Origin of the sequence: Actinomycetospora corticicola (genome assembly GCF_013409505.1) — a bacterium.
GTDB lineage: Bacteria > Actinomycetota > Actinomycetes > Mycobacteriales > Pseudonocardiaceae > Actinomycetospora > Actinomycetospora corticicola.
In genome coordinates this window covers 3,099,705-3,115,333 of the sequence record NZ_JACCBN010000001.1, presented here as the reverse complement: position 1 = coordinate 3,115,333, position 15,629 = coordinate 3,099,705, and the positions used below count along the sequence as shown (strand labels likewise).

The window sequence follows — 15,629 nt, the reverse complement described above, 5'->3', positions numbered from 1 at the left end:
CCGCGTCCGCATCGACCCGTTCTGGGTCAGCCGGCGCGCGCACATGTTCGACCAGTTCTGTCGCTGACGAACGCCCTCCGTTCCCTGCGCGGCCGTCTGCCCCGGGGAACGTCTCCCGCGGCCGGGTCCACCCCGCCGCGCACCCCCGTGAGGCGTCGTCATGACCGCAGTGCTGCCTGCCCCGTCCTTCCTGCCCCGCACCCTCCACGGCGACCGTCGCCGCTGGCACGACGGCCCCACCCCGGTGAGCCTCGCGGACCTCACCTCGCTGACCCGCCAGGTCGCCGCCGAGGTCGTGGCCGGCCACCACGCCGTCCAGATCGACGCGGCGAACCGCTGGTCGCGGCGGCTGCACGCCGACCCGCACCTCGACGTCTGGCTGATCAGCTGGGCCACCGAGCAGGCCGCGGAGCTCCACGACCACGGCGGCTCGATCGGTGCCCTCACCGTGGTCAGCGGTGAGCTGACCGAATGGCGCTGGAGCGCCGGGCAGGCCGACGACCACCTCGCCACCGCGGAGGAGATCGCCTCGCGCGGCCCCGGGCTGCGCCGCCGGGTCCTGACGGCGGGTTCCGGCGCGGCCTTCCCGCTGGGGCACGTCCACGACGTGTCCAACCGCCGCACCGAGGCCGCCGTCAGCGTGCACGCGTACTCGCCGCCGCTCTCGGCGATGTCCTACTACGGCGTCGAGCGCGGCACCCTCACCCGGACGCGCTCCGAGCTCGTCGAACCGGGAGCATCACCCGAGTGACCACGATCGCCGACGTCCTCGCGGCCGCCCGCGCCCGGCTGAACCGTCTGGAGGCGGCCGAGGCCGCCCGCGTGGTGGCCGAGGGCGGGAAGCTCGTCGACATCCGCCCGGGCTGGCAACGGGTCGCGGAGGGCGAGGTGCCCGGCGCCGTCGTCATCGAGCGCAACCACCTCGAGTGGCGCCTCGACCCGACGTCGGAGGCCCGGATCCCCGAGGCCACCGACCACGACGTCGCCTGGGTCGTCCTGTGCTCGGAGGGCTACACGTCCTCCCTGGCGGCGGCGGCGCTGCAGGACCTCGGCATCCACCGCGCGACCGACGTCGTCGGCGGCTTCCGGGCCTGGCAGGAGGCCGGCCTCCCGAGCGCCCCCGGGACCGGCGAGCCCCCGGACTATGCGCTGCGCGCAGGTGAGCACTCAGTGGGGTCATAGCCCCACTTTCTGCTCACCTGCGCGCAGCGCACACCCCGTCCGGGCGGACCAGCATCGCCCGCGGACCGCGGACGACCGTGGTGCGCTCGTCCGACGCCGGGCCCTCCGCGGTCACCACGCGCGTCCACCGGCCGTCCCGCGCGACCTCGGCGAGCCGACGGCCGTCGTCGAGCACCGTCTCGGGCGCCAGCCGGCCGACGAGCGGGTCGTCGCCCGGCTGCGCGATCGGGGCGTGCACCTCGGGGCCGGCGAGCAGGCGGGCCGCGGCGGTCGCCCCGGGACGGGTGGCCAGCGCGTCACCCACGAACCGACGCAGCGCGATCGTCTTCGGGTCGGGCCGCATCAGGGCGACCTGCGCCCGGGTCAGGTCGAGGACCGCGGCGGCCGCCGGACGGCGCTCGGCGTCGTAGGTGTCGAGCAGCGACTCCGGGTCCTGCCCGCGGACGACGGCGGCGAGTTTCCAGCCCAGGTTCATCGCGTCGGACAGGCCCAGCCCGAGCCCCTGGCCACCGAACGGCGGGTGCACGTGCGCGGCGTCCCCGGCGAGGAGCACCCGGCCGTGCCGGTAGGCGTCGACCTGCCGGGTGTTGTCGGTCCACCGGGTCGCACTGTGGACGGCGGTGACCCGCACCTGCGTGCCCGACACGTGCTGCAGCGACTTCTCCAGCTCCTCGGCCGTGACGGGCGCGTCCCGGTCGGCGGGCGGGCCGTCGAACTCCACGGTGAGGATGCGTCCGGGCTGCGGGCCGACGCACCACACCCCGTGCGGGCCGTGCTGCCAGCCGAACTCCAGGCCGTCGGCGTCGGCGAGGTCGACGAGGGCCTGGCGGCCGGTGATCTCCGGGTCGGTGCCCGGGAACCCGACCCCGACCGCGCGGCGGACGACGCTGCGCCCGCCGTCCGCGCCCACCACCCAGGAGGCCGTCCACTCCCCGCGGTCGGTCGCGACGGTGACGCCCGAGGCCGACTCGACCACGTCCGTCGTCGTGAGCCCGCGGTGGATCGGCACGCCGAGGGCGGTCGCGTGGTCGAGCAGGATCGCCTCGAGCTCGTGCTGCGGGATCGCGAGGAGCATCGGGACCGGGCCGTGTCCGGCGTCGGGGAGGTCCATGAGGTCGAGCCGCAGCGGGATCCCGGCGAGGTGCCCCGCGAACCTCGGTCCGCGGCCCGTCGTCGGGCGCAGGAGGCCGGCGAGGAACCGCTGCTGGACCTCCAGTCCCCGCTCGAGCAGGCCGCGGCGGTCCATTGCGTGCACCGCGGTGGCGACGACGGAGCCCGCCTTGATCGTCCGGTCCGGCTCGGTGCGCCGTTCGAGGACGGCGACGTCGACCCCCGCCAGGGCGAGCTCGGCCGCCGTCAGGAGCCCGACCGGGCCGCCGCCGACGACGAGGACCTCGTGCGTGGTTGTCATGAACCTGAAATTAGGCTCGACCTAACGATAGGTCAAGCAGATAGAGTCGGGACGTGGTGCAGGGGCTGCGGGAGCGGAAGAAGCAGGCGACGCGCGCGCACATCTCGGCCGTCGCGACGCAGCTGTTCATCGAGCAGGGCTTCGAGGCGACGACGATCGCGCAGATCGCGGAGCGGGCCGAGGTCGCGAAGATGACGGTGACGAACTACTTCCCGCTCAAGGAGGACCTGTTCTTCGACCGGGCGCCGGAGATCGTCGCCCTGCTCGCGGAGGTGGTTTCCCGCCGCCCAGCCGGGACGACGCCGGCGGGGGCGGTGCGCGAGGCGTACCTGGAGGGGCTCGACGCCCGCTGGCCGCCGCTCGGCTTCGGCAGCGCCGACTTCGTGCACGCGATCGCGGCGAGCCCCGCGCTGCAGGCCCGCGGCCGGTCGATGCTCGCCGACCAGGAGGCGGCCCTCGCGGCGGTCCTCGTGGCGGAGGCGCAGGAGGCCGATCCCGACGACGACGGGCTCGACGCCCGCCTCGAGGCGGCCCGGCTCGCCGGGATCGTGCGCGTGCTCGTCGCCGAGCTGGTGGGCCGGGTGATCGCCGGCGAGCCCGAGGAGGCGGTCCTGGAGCGGGTGCGGCAGGCCGCATGTGAGCACTTCCGGTCGCGATAGCGACCGGAAGTGCTCACAGGCGCGCAGCGCACCTGACGATCGCGTCCGCGTCGATGTCGTGCAGGGCGTGCGCCGAGGCGAGGTCGGAGGACTGCCCGAAGCCGCTGACGCCGAGGTGCTCCGCGCGCACCCCGTGCACGCCCGCGAGGAATGCGAGGGTGTGCGGGTGCCCGTCGAGCACCGTGATCAGCGGTGCCGCCCGGTCGACCGGGAAGCAGGCGTCGAGGATCCACGACGGGTCGCCGGTGTCGGAGCGCCGCGCCCGCACGGCGCGGAACAGCCGGTCGGCGCTCGTGACAACGACGACGTCGGCCGGGATGCCGAGCGCACCGAGCCGGTCGGCGGCCGCGAGCGCGTTCGGCACCGTCGGGCCCATGGCGGCGATCGTCACGCGCGGTCGCTCGGGGGAGCGCCGCAGCACGTACCCGCCCGCCACGACCTGCCGCCGCCGCTCCTCCCGCGCCGCTGGGTCCTCGGGGACCGCGGCGAGCGACTGGTCGACCGGCGCCGTCGACAGCCGCAGGTACGACGACGAGCCGTCGGGGCGCCCGAGCCGGGACAGCCCGTCGAGCAGACACCACGTCACCTCGATCGCGAACGCCGGCTCGAACGCGACGCAGCCCGGCTGCTCCAGCCCGATCGACGGCGTGGAGATCGACTGGTGCGCCCCGCCCTCGGGCGCGAGCGACACCCCGCTCGGCGTCCCGACCAGGATCGACTGCCCGCCCGCGTACATCCCGAACGACCACGGTTCCAGGGCGCGGGAGACGAACGGGTCGTAGAGCACCCCGATCGGCAGCAGCGGTTCGCCCCACCGCGACCACGTCGCGCCCAGCTCGCCCAGCAGCCCGACCAGGTTCGTCTCGGCGATCCCCAGCTCGATGTGCTGCCCGGTGGGCCGCTCGCGCCAGTGCAGGATCGTCTCGGCGTCGTCGTCGAACCAGTCCCGCCGCTCCGAGGCCGCCCACGAGCCGACCTTGTTCAGCCAGCCGCCGAGGTTGGTCGACGACGCGACGTCCGGCGAGCAGGTGACGACGCGGCGGGCAGCCTCGGGAGCGGAGCGGGTGAGATCGAGCAGGGCGCGGCCGAGGGCCTGCTGGGTGTTGCCCGTTCCCGACGGCGGGCGCCCCAGGTCGGCCGGGACGCTCACCGCCGGGGCAGTCCCGACGCCGGGTCGCTCCAGTCGGGCCGCGACGGCGGCGGCGAGCTCGGCGGCCGCGCCGCCCCGGGGCAGGGGCGCCCACGGGTCGTCGAGGTCGGCGCCGAGGTGGGCGGCGAGCTCGCGCATCTGCGGCTCGGACAGCAGCGAGGAGTGATTCTGCGGGTGGCCCTGGGTCGCGAGGCCGTAGCCCTTCACGGTGTAGGCGAAGATCACCGTGGGGCGGGTGTCGTCGATGCGGGCGTAGGCGTCGAGCAGGGCGCCCAGGTCGTGGCCGCCGAGGTTGCGGATCGCGGCGTGGACCCCGTCGTCGTCGATCGTCTCCAGCAGCGCTGCCAGGCGCGGCCCGTCGTCGGGAAGGCCCTGGGGGAGCCGTTCGCGCAGCTGCGCGGGGGTGCAGCGCAGCAGGCGCTGGTACTCGGGGTTGGTCATCGTGTCGATGCGGCGGCGCAGCGCGTCGCCGCCCTCGCGGGCGAACAGCTCGGTGAGCACGCGGCCGTACTTGACGGTGAGGACCTGCCATCCGGCGGCCTCGAACAGGCCCTGCAGGCGGGTGGCGGAGATGTCGGGGACGACGCGGTCGAGGGACTGGCGGTTGAAGTCGACGATCCAGGTGATCTCGCCGAGTTCGCGGACCATGGGGTCGAGCACGGCCTCCCAGACCGCGCCCTCGTCGAGCTCCGCGTCGCCGACCAGGGAGAACTGCCGGCCGGTGCCGGCGCGGCCGCCGACGCCCTCGGCGTAGCGGCGGGCGATCGCGCCCCAGATCGGGGCGGTCGCGCCGATGCCGACCGAGCCGGTGGAGTAGTCGACGGGGTCGGGGTCCTTCGAGCGCGACGGGTAGGACTGCAGGCCGCCCCGCTCGCGCAACGTCGTCAGGAAGCCCTCGTCGAGGCGGCCGAGCAGGTGGTTGATCGCGTGCAGCACCGGGGAGGCGTGCGGCTTGACCGAGACCCGGTCCTCGGCGCGCAGCTTCCCGAACCACAGCGACGTCATGATCGAGACGATCGACGCCGACGACGCCTGGTGACCGCCGACCTTGAGCCCGCCCGGGTTGGGGCGCACGCGGTTGGCGTGGTCGACGATCGCGGTCGCGAGCCAGAGCACGCGGCGTTCCACGTCGGCGAGGGCCTCGAGCGTCGGGGTCGTCGTGGTCGGCTCGGTGACGCGCGCGGTCATCGCAGGGCTCCGGAGGACGTGGGAGGGCGGGACGGACGGTGGGCCGGCGGGGAGGTGACCCCGCGGGCGACCGTTCACCGACGGCCGGCTCCGGTGGGACGGCGCGTCGGATCGTCATCGAACCCATCGGCCGCACCTTCGGACAAGCCGGACCCCCTCCACGCGCAAAGCTCGACGCCGATCGGGGCGTTCGGCGAGGATTCGTTGCGTGGACGAGCCCCGCAGTGCCGGTACCGCCGACGTCGACGACACCGACCACCGCCTGTTAGCCCTGCTGCGCGAGGACGGACGCCGCACGTTCTCCGACATGGCGCCCCGCCTCGGGCTGTCGGTCGCGGCGGTGAAGCGGCGGGTGGACCGGCTCCGCGAGATCGGCGTGATCACCGGGTTCACCGTGCAGGTCGACGCGGCCCGGCTGGGCTGGGCGGTCGAGGCGTTCACGGAGGTGCGCTACGCGGGGAGCACGCCGGTCGGGGACATCGTCTCCACGGCGTCGACCGTCCCCGAGGTGCAGGCCGTTTACACGATCGCGGGTGACCCCGACGCGCTCGTGCAGGTCCGGGCCCGCGACCTCGCCGACCTGCAGCGCGTGATCGACCGGCTACGCCGCGCAGGGACGATCACCGGCACGAAGACACTGATGGTGCTGGGGCGCTGGACGCGGGCATGATTCCGGGCGTGACGAGCCAGACGTGGATCACCGAACTGACGCCGTTGTCGTTCCTGCAGCGGTCGGCGTCCGTGTACCCGGACAAGACCGCGATCGTCCACGGGGCGTCGCACTGGACCTACGCCGAGTTCGCCCGGGACGCGCAGCGGTTGGCGCGCGGGCTGCGGGCCTCGGGGGTGCAGCCGGGCGACCGGGTCGCGTGCCTGCTGCCGAACGTCCCGGCGATGCTGCACGCCCACTTCGGGGTGCCGCTGGCCGGCGCGATCCTCGTCGCGGTGAACACGCGGCTCTCCGCCGAGGAGGTCCGCTACATCCTCGACCACTCCGGCGCGACGGTGCTGGTGGTCGACTCGACGCTGCTGGGAGCGGTCGACCCGATCCGCGAGTCGCTGGAGACGGTCCGCGAGATCGTCGTCCACACCGACCCGGAGGGCCCGGACGCCGGGTCCTCCGACGACGGCTACGCCGGGCTGCTCGCGCGCGGCGACGAGGGCAGCGACGGCGGGGACCTCTCGTGGGAGATCGACGACGAGCGCTCGACCATCACGATCAACTACACGTCCGGCACCACCGGCAAGCCCAAGGGCGTGCAGTACCACCACCGCGGTGCGTACCTGAACTCCTTCGGCGAGATCGTGCACAGCTACCACGACCCGTCGAGCGTCTACCTCTGGACGCTGCCGATGTTCCACTGCAACGGCTGGTGCACGCCGTGGGCGATCACCGCGATCGGCGGCACCCACGTCTGCCTGCGCGAGGTGCGCGGCGACGCGATCTGGGCGCTCATCGGCGAGCACCGCGTCACCCACCTCAACGGCGCCCCGACCGTCGTCACGACGATCATGAACGCGGCCGAGGCGCGCCAGCTCGACTACCAGCTCGTCGTCACGACGGCGGGTGCGCCGCCCAGCCCGACGACGATCCTCGAGATGGAGCGCCTCGGGTTCCGCGTGGTGCACGTCTACGGGCTCACCGAGGTCTACGGGCCCTACACGGTGTGCCAGTGGCAGGACGACTGGGCGTCGCTCGAGCCGACCGAGCGCGCGAGGCTGCAGGCCCGCCAGGGCGTCGCGATGGTGCAGGCCGACCCGGTGCGGGTGGTGGAGACCCTCGACGAGGACGTCCCCGACTGGGCGTCGGTGCAGCTGGTCGACGTGCCGGCCGACGGCACGACGATGGGCGAGATCGTCATGCGCGGCAACAACGTGATGAGCGGCTACTACCGCGACGACGAGGCGACGGCGAAGGCGTTCGCCGGCGGCTGGTACCACTCCGGCGACCTCGGCGTGATGCACCCGGACGGCTACGTCGAGCTCCGCGACCGCGCCAAGGACGTGATCATCTCCGGTGGCGAGAACATCTCGACCGTCGAGGTGGAGCAGGCGGTGCTCTCGCACCCGGCCGTGCTCGAGGCGGCCGTCGTCGGCGTCCCCGACGAGCGCTGGGGCGAGCGGCCCAAGGCGTTCATCACCCTGCGGCAGGGGCAGTCGGTCGAGCCGGACGACGTCGTCGAGCACGTGAAGACGCAGATCGCGCGCTACAAGGCGCCCCGCGAGGTCGAGGTGATCGACGAGCTCCCGAAGACCTCCACCGGCAAGATCCAGAAGTTCGAGCTGCGGGCCAAGGAGTGGGGCGGGCGGGAGCGGAAGATCTAGCCGTGTGCGCGAAGCGCAGGTGAGCAGAAAGTGGGGCTATAGGCCCACTTTCTGCTCACCTGGCGTTAGCCACACCCCCTGTGGGGAACGCACTCCCGACCGTGCACGATGCACTCGACCTACCGGGAGCGAGAACCGCCGTGAGTGAGCAGTACGAGGCCGTCGTCGACAACGACACCAGCCCCCTCGACGACGAGCCGTCGGTCGTGCTCGACGAGGACCGGATGGGCGCCGACCCGCTCGAGGACGGCATGGACACCGCGGAGGACTACAGCCGCGACGTCAAGCTCGGCGGGGACGACAACGCCGAGGAGCGCGACACCATCGCGTACCGCCTCCCGCAGGAGGAGCCCGACGTCACCGACGGCATCGAGGAGCCCCCGGGCCGCCCCGTCGCGGCGACCCCGGCGATGGAGCTCGACGAGTCGGTCGACGACCCGGAGAACGCCGTCGACGGTGTGGGCGACCTCGGCACCTCGGGCGCCCCGATCGCCGACCCGCTCGACCCCGACGGTGCCGTCGAGGCGCAGGTCGAGGGCGAGGTGCAGGTCGGGCTGTCGTCCGCGGCGGACGCCGCCGAGGAGACCGGTCTGCCGGCCGACGACCGGATCGGCGAGGTCTCCGCGGTGGAGAACGAGTGGCCGACCGAGGGCGCCGAGCAGCAGGCGCTGCACGTGGACCAGGAGAGCTGAGACCACTGGAGCTCCCCGGCGCCCTCCGCGACCGCCGCCTCCTCACGGGGGCGGCGGCGGTCCTGCTGGTCCTCGTGGTGTTCGCCGCGGGCGCGCTGGTGGGGGGCTGGCGGCCGTTCTCCTCGCAGCCCGACGTCTACACCTTCGGGCCGGGCGGCGACCTGCCCGCGTTCACGCTGTTCGACGGGCAGTGCGCCACGGGCACCCTCGGGGCCGGGACCGCCTACACGGACTCGACGAACACTCCCTGCGGCGATCCGCACGACGTCGAGGTGGTCGGCACCGGCACGCCGCTGAACTCCAGCCGCGAGGTGAGCTACCCCGGCGCCGCGGCGTTCGCGGACTACGGGCGGGCGTTCTGCGCGATGGTGGTCGCCTCCGGGCAGGTGGCGGAGTCGTCGGGCGGGGTCGACAAGTCCGACCTGCGGGTCGCGGCGGTGGTGCCGGCGCAGGCCGTGTTCGACGAGCCCAACGGCACGGCTTCGGGCTCGTCCGGCGGCCGGTTGGTCTCGTGCGTGATCAGCCGTTCGGACGGTCAGAAGCTGACCGACCGCTTCGCGGTGATCTGACTCTTCCGTCCTGTGAAGTTCCCGTTGCATCCGTGTGGGTGTGACGCGCACCATGCTTCGCCATGGCCGATGCTGCAGCAGCCCAGCTGAACGATCCCGTCGCCCGACGGCGCATCAAGCGCCGTGCCGTCGTCGCCAGCACCGTCGGCACCACCATCGAGTGGTACGACTTCTTCCTCTACAACACCGCGGCCGCCCTCGTGTTCGGCCCGTTGTTCTTCAACAACTCGTCCTCGGGCGGCGTCCTGCTCGCGTTCTCCACCCAGTTCGTCGGCTTCGCCGCCCGTCCCCTCGGAGCGGCGATCTTCGGGCACTACGGCGATCGGATCGGCCGCAAGTACTCGCTCGTCGCGACGCTGCTGATCATGGGTGGCGCGACCGTGCTCATCGGGCTGCTGCCGACCTACGACACGATCGGCGTCTGGGCGCCCGTCCTGCTGACGGTGCTGCGCGTGCTGCAGGGCATCGGCGTCGGCGGCGAGTGGGGCGGCTCGGTGCTCATGGCGATGGAGTGGGGGCACCGGCGCCAGCGCGGCCTGATGGCGGCCTGGCCGCAGGCGGGCGTGCCGATCGGGCTCGCGACCGGCACCTTCGTCGTCTGGGCGTTCGCCGGCCCGGACTTCCTGAACGGCGGGTGGCGGTGGCCGTTCATCGCCTCGATCGTGCTCATCGCGATCGGCCTGGTCGTGCGCCTGACGGTGCTCGAGTCACCCGCGTTCGCCGCCGTGCGCTCGAGCGGCAAGGTGGTGAAGCTGCCGCTGGTCGAGACGCTCAAGTACCAGTGGCGCGACGTGCTCAAGGCGTTGTTCGTCCGCACCGCCGAGCAGGCCCCGTTCTACCTGTTCACCTCGTTCGTGCTGGTCTACGGCACGCAGCAGCTGAAGCTGCAGCGCGCCGACCTGCTGCTCTACCTCATCGTCGCCGCCCTGATCGGCATCGTGAGCGTGCCGTTCTTCGGGTGGCTCTCCGACGTGCTCGGCCGTCGGCTGGTCTACGGCGCGGGGGTCGTGCTGACCGGGCTCTACGCGTTCCCGTACTTCGCGCTGCTCGATACGCGGGTCGGGGCACTGGTCGTCCTCGGGATGATCCTGGGCCTGGTCTTCCACGACATGATGTACGGACCCCAGGCGGCGCTGATCTCGGAGTCGTTCGGCACCGGCGTCCGCTACACCGGTGCCGGCCTCGGCTACCAGCTCGCCTCGATCACGGCGGGCGGTCCGGCGCCCCTGATCGCGACGGCGGTGCTCGCCGCCACCGGTGGCACGTTCTGGATCTCGATCTACATCATCGGCTGCGCGGTGGTGTCGCTGATCGCGCTCCTCCTGATGCACCCGAAGCCGCCGGACGAGTACGACGAGCACTCCGAGGACGGGTCGACCGTGCCGGTGGTCGAGGGGGAGCGGGCGCAGGCCTGAGCGGCGCGCGGGTGTCAGCGGTGTGCCACCGCTGACACCCGACGTCAGCAGGTCGCCACGGCGGTGGCCTGGGATCGTGGAGGCGATGTCGATCGCCCCCCTCGCCCCGGACGTCCTGCTCGACCGGCTCGTCGAGGCCGTGCACGCGCTGCCCCTTCCCGACGGCGGGTCGGGAGACGGAGCGCAGCGGAGCTCGACCCCGGGAGCGGTGCGGGTCCTCGTGGACGGCGCGGCCGCGGCCCGGCCGGACCGGTGGGCCGACGGGCTGGTCGACCGCCTGCAACGGCTGTCCCGGCCGGTGTTGCGGGTGTCGGCGTGGGACTTCCTGCGCCCCGCGTCGGTGCGGCTCGAACGCGGCCGCACCGACCCGGACTCCTTCTACGACGACTGGCTCGACGCCGGCGCCCTCGTGCGCGAGGTCCTCGCCCCCGCCGTCGTCGGGAAGCCGGTGCTGCCGCGGCTGTGGGACGTGGCGACCGACCGCGCCGTGCGCGCCGAGCGGGTGCCGCTCGGTCCGGGCGGCGTCGTGCTCGTCGACGGCCCGCTGCTGCTCGGGCGGGGTCTCCCGGCCGAGCTGGAGGTGCACGTCGCGATGTCGGCGGCCGCTCTCGCCCGCCGCACTCCCGACGACGAGGCGTGGACGCTGCCCGCCTACGCGCGGTACGACGACGAGGTCGCCCCGCAGGACCTGGTGCCGTTCGTGATCCTGGCCGACCACCCGGACCGGCCGGCGCTCAAGACGCCCTGACCCCCGTGGCAGGAAAGCGTCGTTGCTGTCGTCCGGTGGCAGCAACGACGCTCTCCTGTCACGTGGGGGTGACCCCGCATCCCGGGTTGAGCAGCCCGTCCGGGTCGAGCGCGGCCCGGACGCGGCGCATCACGGCGAGCGCGCCGGGGTCGCCGAGCTCGGCCAGCGCCGCCGCCTTCGCCCGCCCGACGCCGTGCTCGCCGGAGACGGCCCCGCCGAGCGCCACGCCCGCCGCGAGGATCTCGTGCAGCGTGCTCTCCAACGCGTCGGGGTCGGGCTGGAACACCGCGAAGTGCACGTTGCCGTCGCCGGCGTGCCCGCAGCCGAGCACCCGCGACCCGTACGCGGCGCCGATCTCGCGGGAGCGCCCGATGAACTCCGCCATCGCCGAGCGCGGGACGACGACGTCGACGATCTCGTCCGCACCCCGCGCCTTGATCGTCCAGAACGTCTGCTCGCGGGCCTCGACGAGCCGGCGCGCGGACCCCTCGGGCAGGGCGTACACGTCGGGTGCGCCGAGAGCGGTGAGCAGCTCGCCCAGCTCCGCGAGGTCCTCGTCCACCCGCTCCGCCCGGCGGCCCACGAGCTCGACGACGAGGTAGGCGTCGGCCTCGGCCCGGACGTCGTCGGGGATGCCCAGCGACAGGTCGGCGGCGGCGCAGATGGCCTCCATCGTCGGGTCGTCGAGGTACTCGCAGAGCGCGGGCGCCAGCCCGGAGCCGACGACGCGGGCGACGGCCGCCGTCGTCGTCGGGAGGTCGGGGAACGGTGCGAGCACGGTCCGGCGCACCGGCAGGAACGGCTGGAGGCGCACCACCACCGCCGTGACCAGCGCCAACGTGCCCTCGGAGCCGGTGAGCAGCTGCACCACGTCGTAGCCCGACGACACCTTCGCGAGGCGCCCGCCGGCCCGCACCACGGTGCCGTCCACGAGCACGGCCTCCAGCCCGAGCACGTGCGCGCGGGTCACCCCGTAGCGCACCGCGTGCATGCCGCCCGCGTTCGTCGCGACCGTCCCGCCCAGCGACGCGCTCTGCTCCCCGGGGCGGACGGGGTAGGTCAGGCCGTGCTCGCGCGCCGCCGTGTCGAGCTGCGCGAGGGTGACCCCGGGCCCGACGACCGCCACGTGGTCGACGTCGTCGATGGTCACGTCGGTGAGCCGGTCGAAGCAGACCACCACGGCACCGTCCGGGGCGTTCGCCCCGCCCGAGAGCCCGGTCCCCGACCCCCGCGCGACGATCGGCGTCCCGCTCTCCCGGCACGCGGCCACGATCCCGACGACGTCCGCCGTGCTCGCCGGCCGCACCACGAACGCCGGGGTCCCGTGCGCGACGGCGAGCGACTCGTCGTGCGCGTCGTCGGGGGAGTCGGTCCCCTCGAGGACGTGTGCCGCGCCGAGCAGCTCGACCAGCCGGTGCCCCAGGTCGCTCATGCCGTGCATCCTGATGCAAGCACTGCGTCACTGCTTGCACTGAACGCCGGGAAAGCCACATCGTCGTCGGCGTGATCGACGCGGCTGACGCGGCCCTGCAGGACCTCTGGCGCTCCCTCGACACCGACCGCCCGGCCCCGGAGCCGCGCTGGACCGGCGCCTCCACCGGGCTCGCCTGCCCGCTGCCGGTCGAGGCGCTCGCGCTCGGCGCCGTCGCCGCGGCGGCCGGGGCCGCCGGGCAGCGCGCGCCCGAGATCGATCCCGCCCGCGTCGGCAGCTCCTTCCGCGCCGACCAGCTGCTGCGCGTCGACGGCACGACGCCGGGCGGCTTCGCCCCGCTCTCGGGCTTCTGGCCCGCCGCCGACGGCTGGGTCCGCACCCACGCGAACTACCCCCACCACCGCGCCCACCTGCTCGACGCCCTCGGTGTTCACGACGACGGGGTCGCGGCGGCCATCGCCGCGCGCCCGGCCCTCGAGGTGGAGGAGCTCGTCGTCGGGAGGGGCGGCATCGCGGTGGCGGTGCGCGACCGGGCGAGCTGGGCGGCCACGGAGCAGGATCGCGCGGTCGCGGCCGAGCCGCTGGTCCGCGTGCGCCGCGAGGGGCGAGCCGCACCCGTCGTCGGGAAGGCCCGGGTGCTGGATCTGACGCGCGTGATCGCCGGACCGGTCGCGACGCGCACGCTGGCGTTCTTCGGCGCGGACGTCCTGCGCGTCGACCCGCCGTCGATGCCGGAGCTGCCGGCGCAGCACCTCGACACGGGGCTCGGGAAGCGCACGACGGTCCTCGACGCGTCCGACCCGCGGTTGCGGGAGCTGGCCGAGAGCGCGGACGTCGTGGTCACCGGCTACCGCCCCGGCGCGCTCGACCGGTTCGGCCTCGCGCCCGAGGACCTGCTCGCCCGCCGTCCGGGGCTCGTCGTCGTGCGGCTCGACGCGTGGGGGTGGACCGGTCCCTGGGCCGGGCGACGCGGGTTCGACTCGATCGTCCAGGCCGCGGGCGGGATCGCCGTCGCGTGCGGCACCGACGGACGGCCCGGCGCCCTGCCCGCACAGGCGCTCGACCACGCCACGGGCTACCTCGTCGCCGCGTCCGCGCTGCTCGGGCTCGCGGAGCGGTCGACGCGGGGCGGCTCGATCCGGGAGCTGTCCCTCGCGCGCACCGCCGAGTGGTTGTGGGCGCACCCGGAGCTGGTCACCGACGCGCCGCCGGTCGAGCCGGTCCGGCAGTCGCTCGACGCCGTCGAGGTGCCGCCGCCGGTGTTCGGCGGGACGTGGTCCGCGCCGGCGCACGAGCTCGGTGCGGACACCCCGGAGTGGGCCTGACCCTCGCCCCGGTGGCAGGAAAGCGTCGTTGCTGTCACTACACGCCGGCAACGACGCTTTCCTGCCACGAGGGGGTCAGCGCCGCGCCGCCCGACGCTCCGCGCGCACGATGTTCATCACCGCCTGGATGAGGCCGAGGTGGGTGAACGCCTGCGGGAAGTTGCCCAGGTGCCGCCCGGAGTGCGGGTCGATCTCCTCGGCGTAGAGGTGCAGCGACGAGGCGGACGACAGCAGCTTCTCGCACAGTGCGGTCGCGCGGTCCACCTCGCCGATCACCGCCAGCGCCGACACCAGCGCGAACGAGCAGATCGTGAACGTGCCCTCCTCGCCGGAGAGCCCGTCGTCGGTGTCCTCGACGAGGTAGCGCAGCACCAGGTCGTCCTGCGTGAGCTCGTCGGCGATCGCGAGCACGGTCGCGCGGCAGCGGGGGTCGTCGGGGGAGAGGAAGCCGACGATCGGCATGAGCAGCAGCGACGCGTCCAGCCCCGTCGTCGCGTAGTGCTGGCAGAGCACGCCGCGGTCGTCGACGGCGTGCGCGAGGACGTCCTCCCGGATCTCCTCCGCCGCCCGGCGCCACCGGTCCTCCCGCTTGGCGTCGCCGCGCAGCACGGCGAGGCGCGCCCCACGGTCGGCGGCGAGCCAGCACGCGATCTTCGACGTGGTGAAGTGCTGCGGCTCGCCGCGCACCTCCCACGGTCCGCGGCCGGGGCCGCGCCAGTGCTCCAGCGCCGCCTCGACCTGCGTCACGACGATGGACCACAGACGGTCGTCGAGCCGGTCCCGGCTGCGGACGTACTGGTAGATCGCGCCGACGGCGGCGCCCCAGACGTCGTGCTGGGCCTGGTCGTAGGCCCCGTTCCCGATCCGCACCGGGTACGCGCCCTCGTACCCGTCGAGGTGGGGGAGCACCTCCTCGTCGAGGGTCGAGCGCCCGTCGACCCCGTACATGATCTGCAGGTGCCCGCCCGCGGCCTCGGCGGCCTCGGCGACGAAGTAGAAGAAGTCGTTGGCCTCCCAGTCGAAGCCCAGCGCGTACAGCGCCCACAGCGCGAGCGCCGAGTCACGGATCCAGGAGTACCGGTAGTCCCAGTTCCGCCCGCCGCCCGGCGTCTCCGGCAGCGACGTCGTCGCCGCGGCCGCGATCGCGCCGGTCGGGGCGAACGTCAGGCCCTTGAGCGTCAGGGCGGAGCGCTGGAGGTAGGGCAGCCAGCGGTGGTCGGGGAAGTCGCCGCGGTCGAGCCAGTGCCGCCAGTGGTGCTCGGTCCAGGTGAGCCGTTCGAGCGCCTCGTCGACGTCGGCCGGCGGCGCGTGCTCGCTCCACGAGAGCGCGACGTAGCGCCACTCGCCCTCCTTGAGCAGCGTCCGCGACGTGGCGAGCGAGCCCTCGAAGCCGATGTTGGTGTCGGTGGTCAGCAGCAGGTCGGTGCCGCCGCCGGTCGCGCGGGCCGCGCGGTACCCGCCGTCGGGATAGGTCCAGTGCGCGGGCTCGCGGCCGTAGTCGAAGACCGGCGCACACTCCATCCGCAGCTGCAC

At 74.0% G+C, this 15,629-nt stretch carries 14 protein-coding genes; 10 read left to right on the top strand and 4 right to left on the bottom strand.

The window, feature by feature from the left end:
• Positions 1 to 160: 160 nt before the first annotated feature.
• Positions 161 to 751: a cysteine dioxygenase gene (locus tag BJ983_RS15120; protein WP_246325598.1), complete on the top strand. Its 591-nt coding sequence runs from the start codon at positions 161 to 163 to the stop codon at positions 749 to 751.
• Entirely contained in the window at positions 748 to 1,182 is a 435-nt protein-coding gene (locus tag BJ983_RS15115; RefSeq protein WP_179794537.1) for a rhodanese-like domain-containing protein, read from the top strand. The genes BJ983_RS15120 and BJ983_RS15115 overlap by 4 nt, the downstream gene beginning before the upstream one ends.
• Before the next feature lie 13 nt (positions 1,183 to 1,195).
• On the opposite strand, the gene BJ983_RS15110 is transcribed toward BJ983_RS15115, so the two are convergent.
• Positions 1,196 to 2,593, bottom strand: a complete 1,398-nt coding sequence (locus BJ983_RS15110) for an FAD-dependent oxidoreductase (RefSeq protein ID WP_179794536.1) — start codon at positions 2,591 to 2,593, stop codon at positions 1,196 to 1,198.
• A 53-nt stretch (positions 2,594 to 2,646) separates the two neighbouring features.
• On the opposite strand from BJ983_RS15110, the gene BJ983_RS15105 reads away from it, so the two are divergent.
• Positions 2,647 to 3,252, top strand: coding sequence for a TetR family transcriptional regulator (locus BJ983_RS15105; RefSeq protein ID WP_179794535.1), 606 nt, complete (start codon positions 2,647 to 2,649; stop codon positions 3,250 to 3,252).
• A gap of 13 nt (positions 3,253 to 3,265) precedes the next feature.
• Here the strand turns inward: BJ983_RS15105 and BJ983_RS15100 are convergent, their stop codons facing one another.
• Positions 3,266 to 5,590, bottom strand: a complete 2,325-nt coding sequence (locus tag BJ983_RS15100; RefSeq protein ID WP_179794534.1) for a transketolase-like TK C-terminal-containing protein — start codon at positions 5,588 to 5,590, stop codon at positions 3,266 to 3,268.
• A 208-nt stretch (positions 5,591 to 5,798) separates the two neighbouring features.
• Between BJ983_RS15100 and BJ983_RS15095 the strand changes: the two genes are divergently transcribed.
• The 6 genes from BJ983_RS15095 (at position 5,799) to BJ983_RS15070 (ending at position 11,339) form a co-directional block, all read left to right on the top strand.
• On the top strand, positions 5,799 to 6,260 hold the full coding sequence (locus tag BJ983_RS15095; protein WP_179794533.1) for an Lrp/AsnC ligand binding domain-containing protein: 462 nt from the start codon (positions 5,799 to 5,801) through the stop codon (positions 6,258 to 6,260).
• Entirely contained in the window at positions 6,257 to 7,915 is a 1,659-nt protein-coding gene (locus BJ983_RS15090) for an acyl--CoA ligase family protein (RefSeq protein WP_179794532.1), read from the top strand. Before BJ983_RS15095 ends, BJ983_RS15090 begins: the two co-directional genes overlap by 4 nt.
• Positions 7,916 to 8,055: 140 nt before the next feature.
• Positions 8,056 to 8,607, top strand: a complete 552-nt coding sequence (locus BJ983_RS15085) for a hypothetical protein (protein WP_179794531.1) — start codon at positions 8,056 to 8,058, stop codon at positions 8,605 to 8,607.
• The gene (locus BJ983_RS15080) at positions 8,553 to 9,176 is read left to right on the top strand and encodes a hypothetical protein (RefSeq protein ID WP_179794530.1); all 624 of its coding nucleotides are present in this window, start codon (positions 8,553 to 8,555) and stop codon (positions 9,174 to 9,176) included. The genes BJ983_RS15085 and BJ983_RS15080 overlap by 55 nt, the downstream gene beginning before the upstream one ends.
• Positions 9,177 to 9,238: 62 nt before the next feature.
• Positions 9,239 to 10,591, top strand: coding sequence for an MFS transporter (locus tag BJ983_RS15075; RefSeq protein ID WP_246325597.1), 1,353 nt, complete (start codon positions 9,239 to 9,241; stop codon positions 10,589 to 10,591).
• 85 nt (positions 10,592 to 10,676) lie between these two features.
• Positions 10,677 to 11,339, top strand: coding sequence for a nucleoside/nucleotide kinase family protein (locus tag BJ983_RS15070; RefSeq protein ID WP_179794529.1), 663 nt, complete (start codon positions 10,677 to 10,679; stop codon positions 11,337 to 11,339).
• A 58-nt stretch (positions 11,340 to 11,397) separates the two neighbouring features.
• Here the strand turns inward: BJ983_RS15070 and BJ983_RS15065 are convergent, their stop codons facing one another.
• Positions 11,398 to 12,771 (bottom strand): FAD-binding oxidoreductase, encoded by a 1,374-nt coding sequence (locus BJ983_RS15065; RefSeq protein ID WP_179794528.1) that lies wholly within the window; start codon positions 12,769 to 12,771, stop codon positions 11,398 to 11,400.
• Positions 12,772 to 12,842: 71 nt separating this feature from the next.
• Between BJ983_RS15065 and BJ983_RS15060 the strand changes: the two genes are divergently transcribed.
• Positions 12,843 to 14,096 (top strand): CoA transferase, encoded by a 1,254-nt coding sequence (locus BJ983_RS15060; protein WP_343054183.1) that lies wholly within the window; start codon positions 12,843 to 12,845, stop codon positions 14,094 to 14,096.
• 75 nt (positions 14,097 to 14,171) lie between these two features.
• On the opposite strand, the gene BJ983_RS15055 is transcribed toward BJ983_RS15060, so the two are convergent.
• Positions 14,172 to 15,617, bottom strand: coding sequence for a glycoside hydrolase family 15 protein (locus BJ983_RS15055; RefSeq protein ID WP_246325596.1), 1,446 nt, complete (start codon positions 15,615 to 15,617; stop codon positions 14,172 to 14,174).
• Positions 15,618 to 15,629 lie beyond the last annotated feature (12 nt).

What these genes read in the sequence shown, in the direction of transcription:
- BJ983_RS15120 (WP_246325598.1), top strand. Translation starts at nt 161, where the DNA reads ATGACCGCAGTGCTGCCTGCCCCGTCCTTCCTGCCCCGCACCCTCCAC.
- BJ983_RS15065 (WP_179794528.1), bottom strand. Translation starts at nt 12,771, where the DNA reads ATGAGCGACCTGGGGCACCGGCTGGTCGAGCTGCTCGGCGCGGCACAC.
- BJ983_RS15070 (WP_179794529.1), top strand. Translation starts at nt 10,677, where the DNA reads ATGTCGATCGCCCCCCTCGCCCCGGACGTCCTGCTCGACCGGCTCGTC.
- BJ983_RS15110 (WP_179794536.1), bottom strand. Translation starts at nt 2,593, where the DNA reads ATGACAACCACGCACGAGGTCCTCGTCGTCGGCGGCGGCCCGGTCGGG.
- BJ983_RS15090 (WP_179794532.1), top strand. Translation starts at nt 6,257, where the DNA reads ATGATTCCGGGCGTGACGAGCCAGACGTGGATCACCGAACTGACGCCG.
- BJ983_RS15100 (WP_179794534.1), bottom strand. Translation starts at nt 5,590, where the DNA reads ATGACCGCGCGCGTCACCGAGCCGACCACGACGACCCCGACGCTCGAG.
- BJ983_RS15055 (WP_246325596.1), bottom strand. Translation starts at nt 15,617, where the DNA reads ATGGAGTGTGCGCCGGTCTTCGACTACGGCCGCGAGCCCGCGCACTGG.
- BJ983_RS15075 (WP_246325597.1), top strand. Translation starts at nt 9,239, where the DNA reads ATGGCCGATGCTGCAGCAGCCCAGCTGAACGATCCCGTCGCCCGACGG.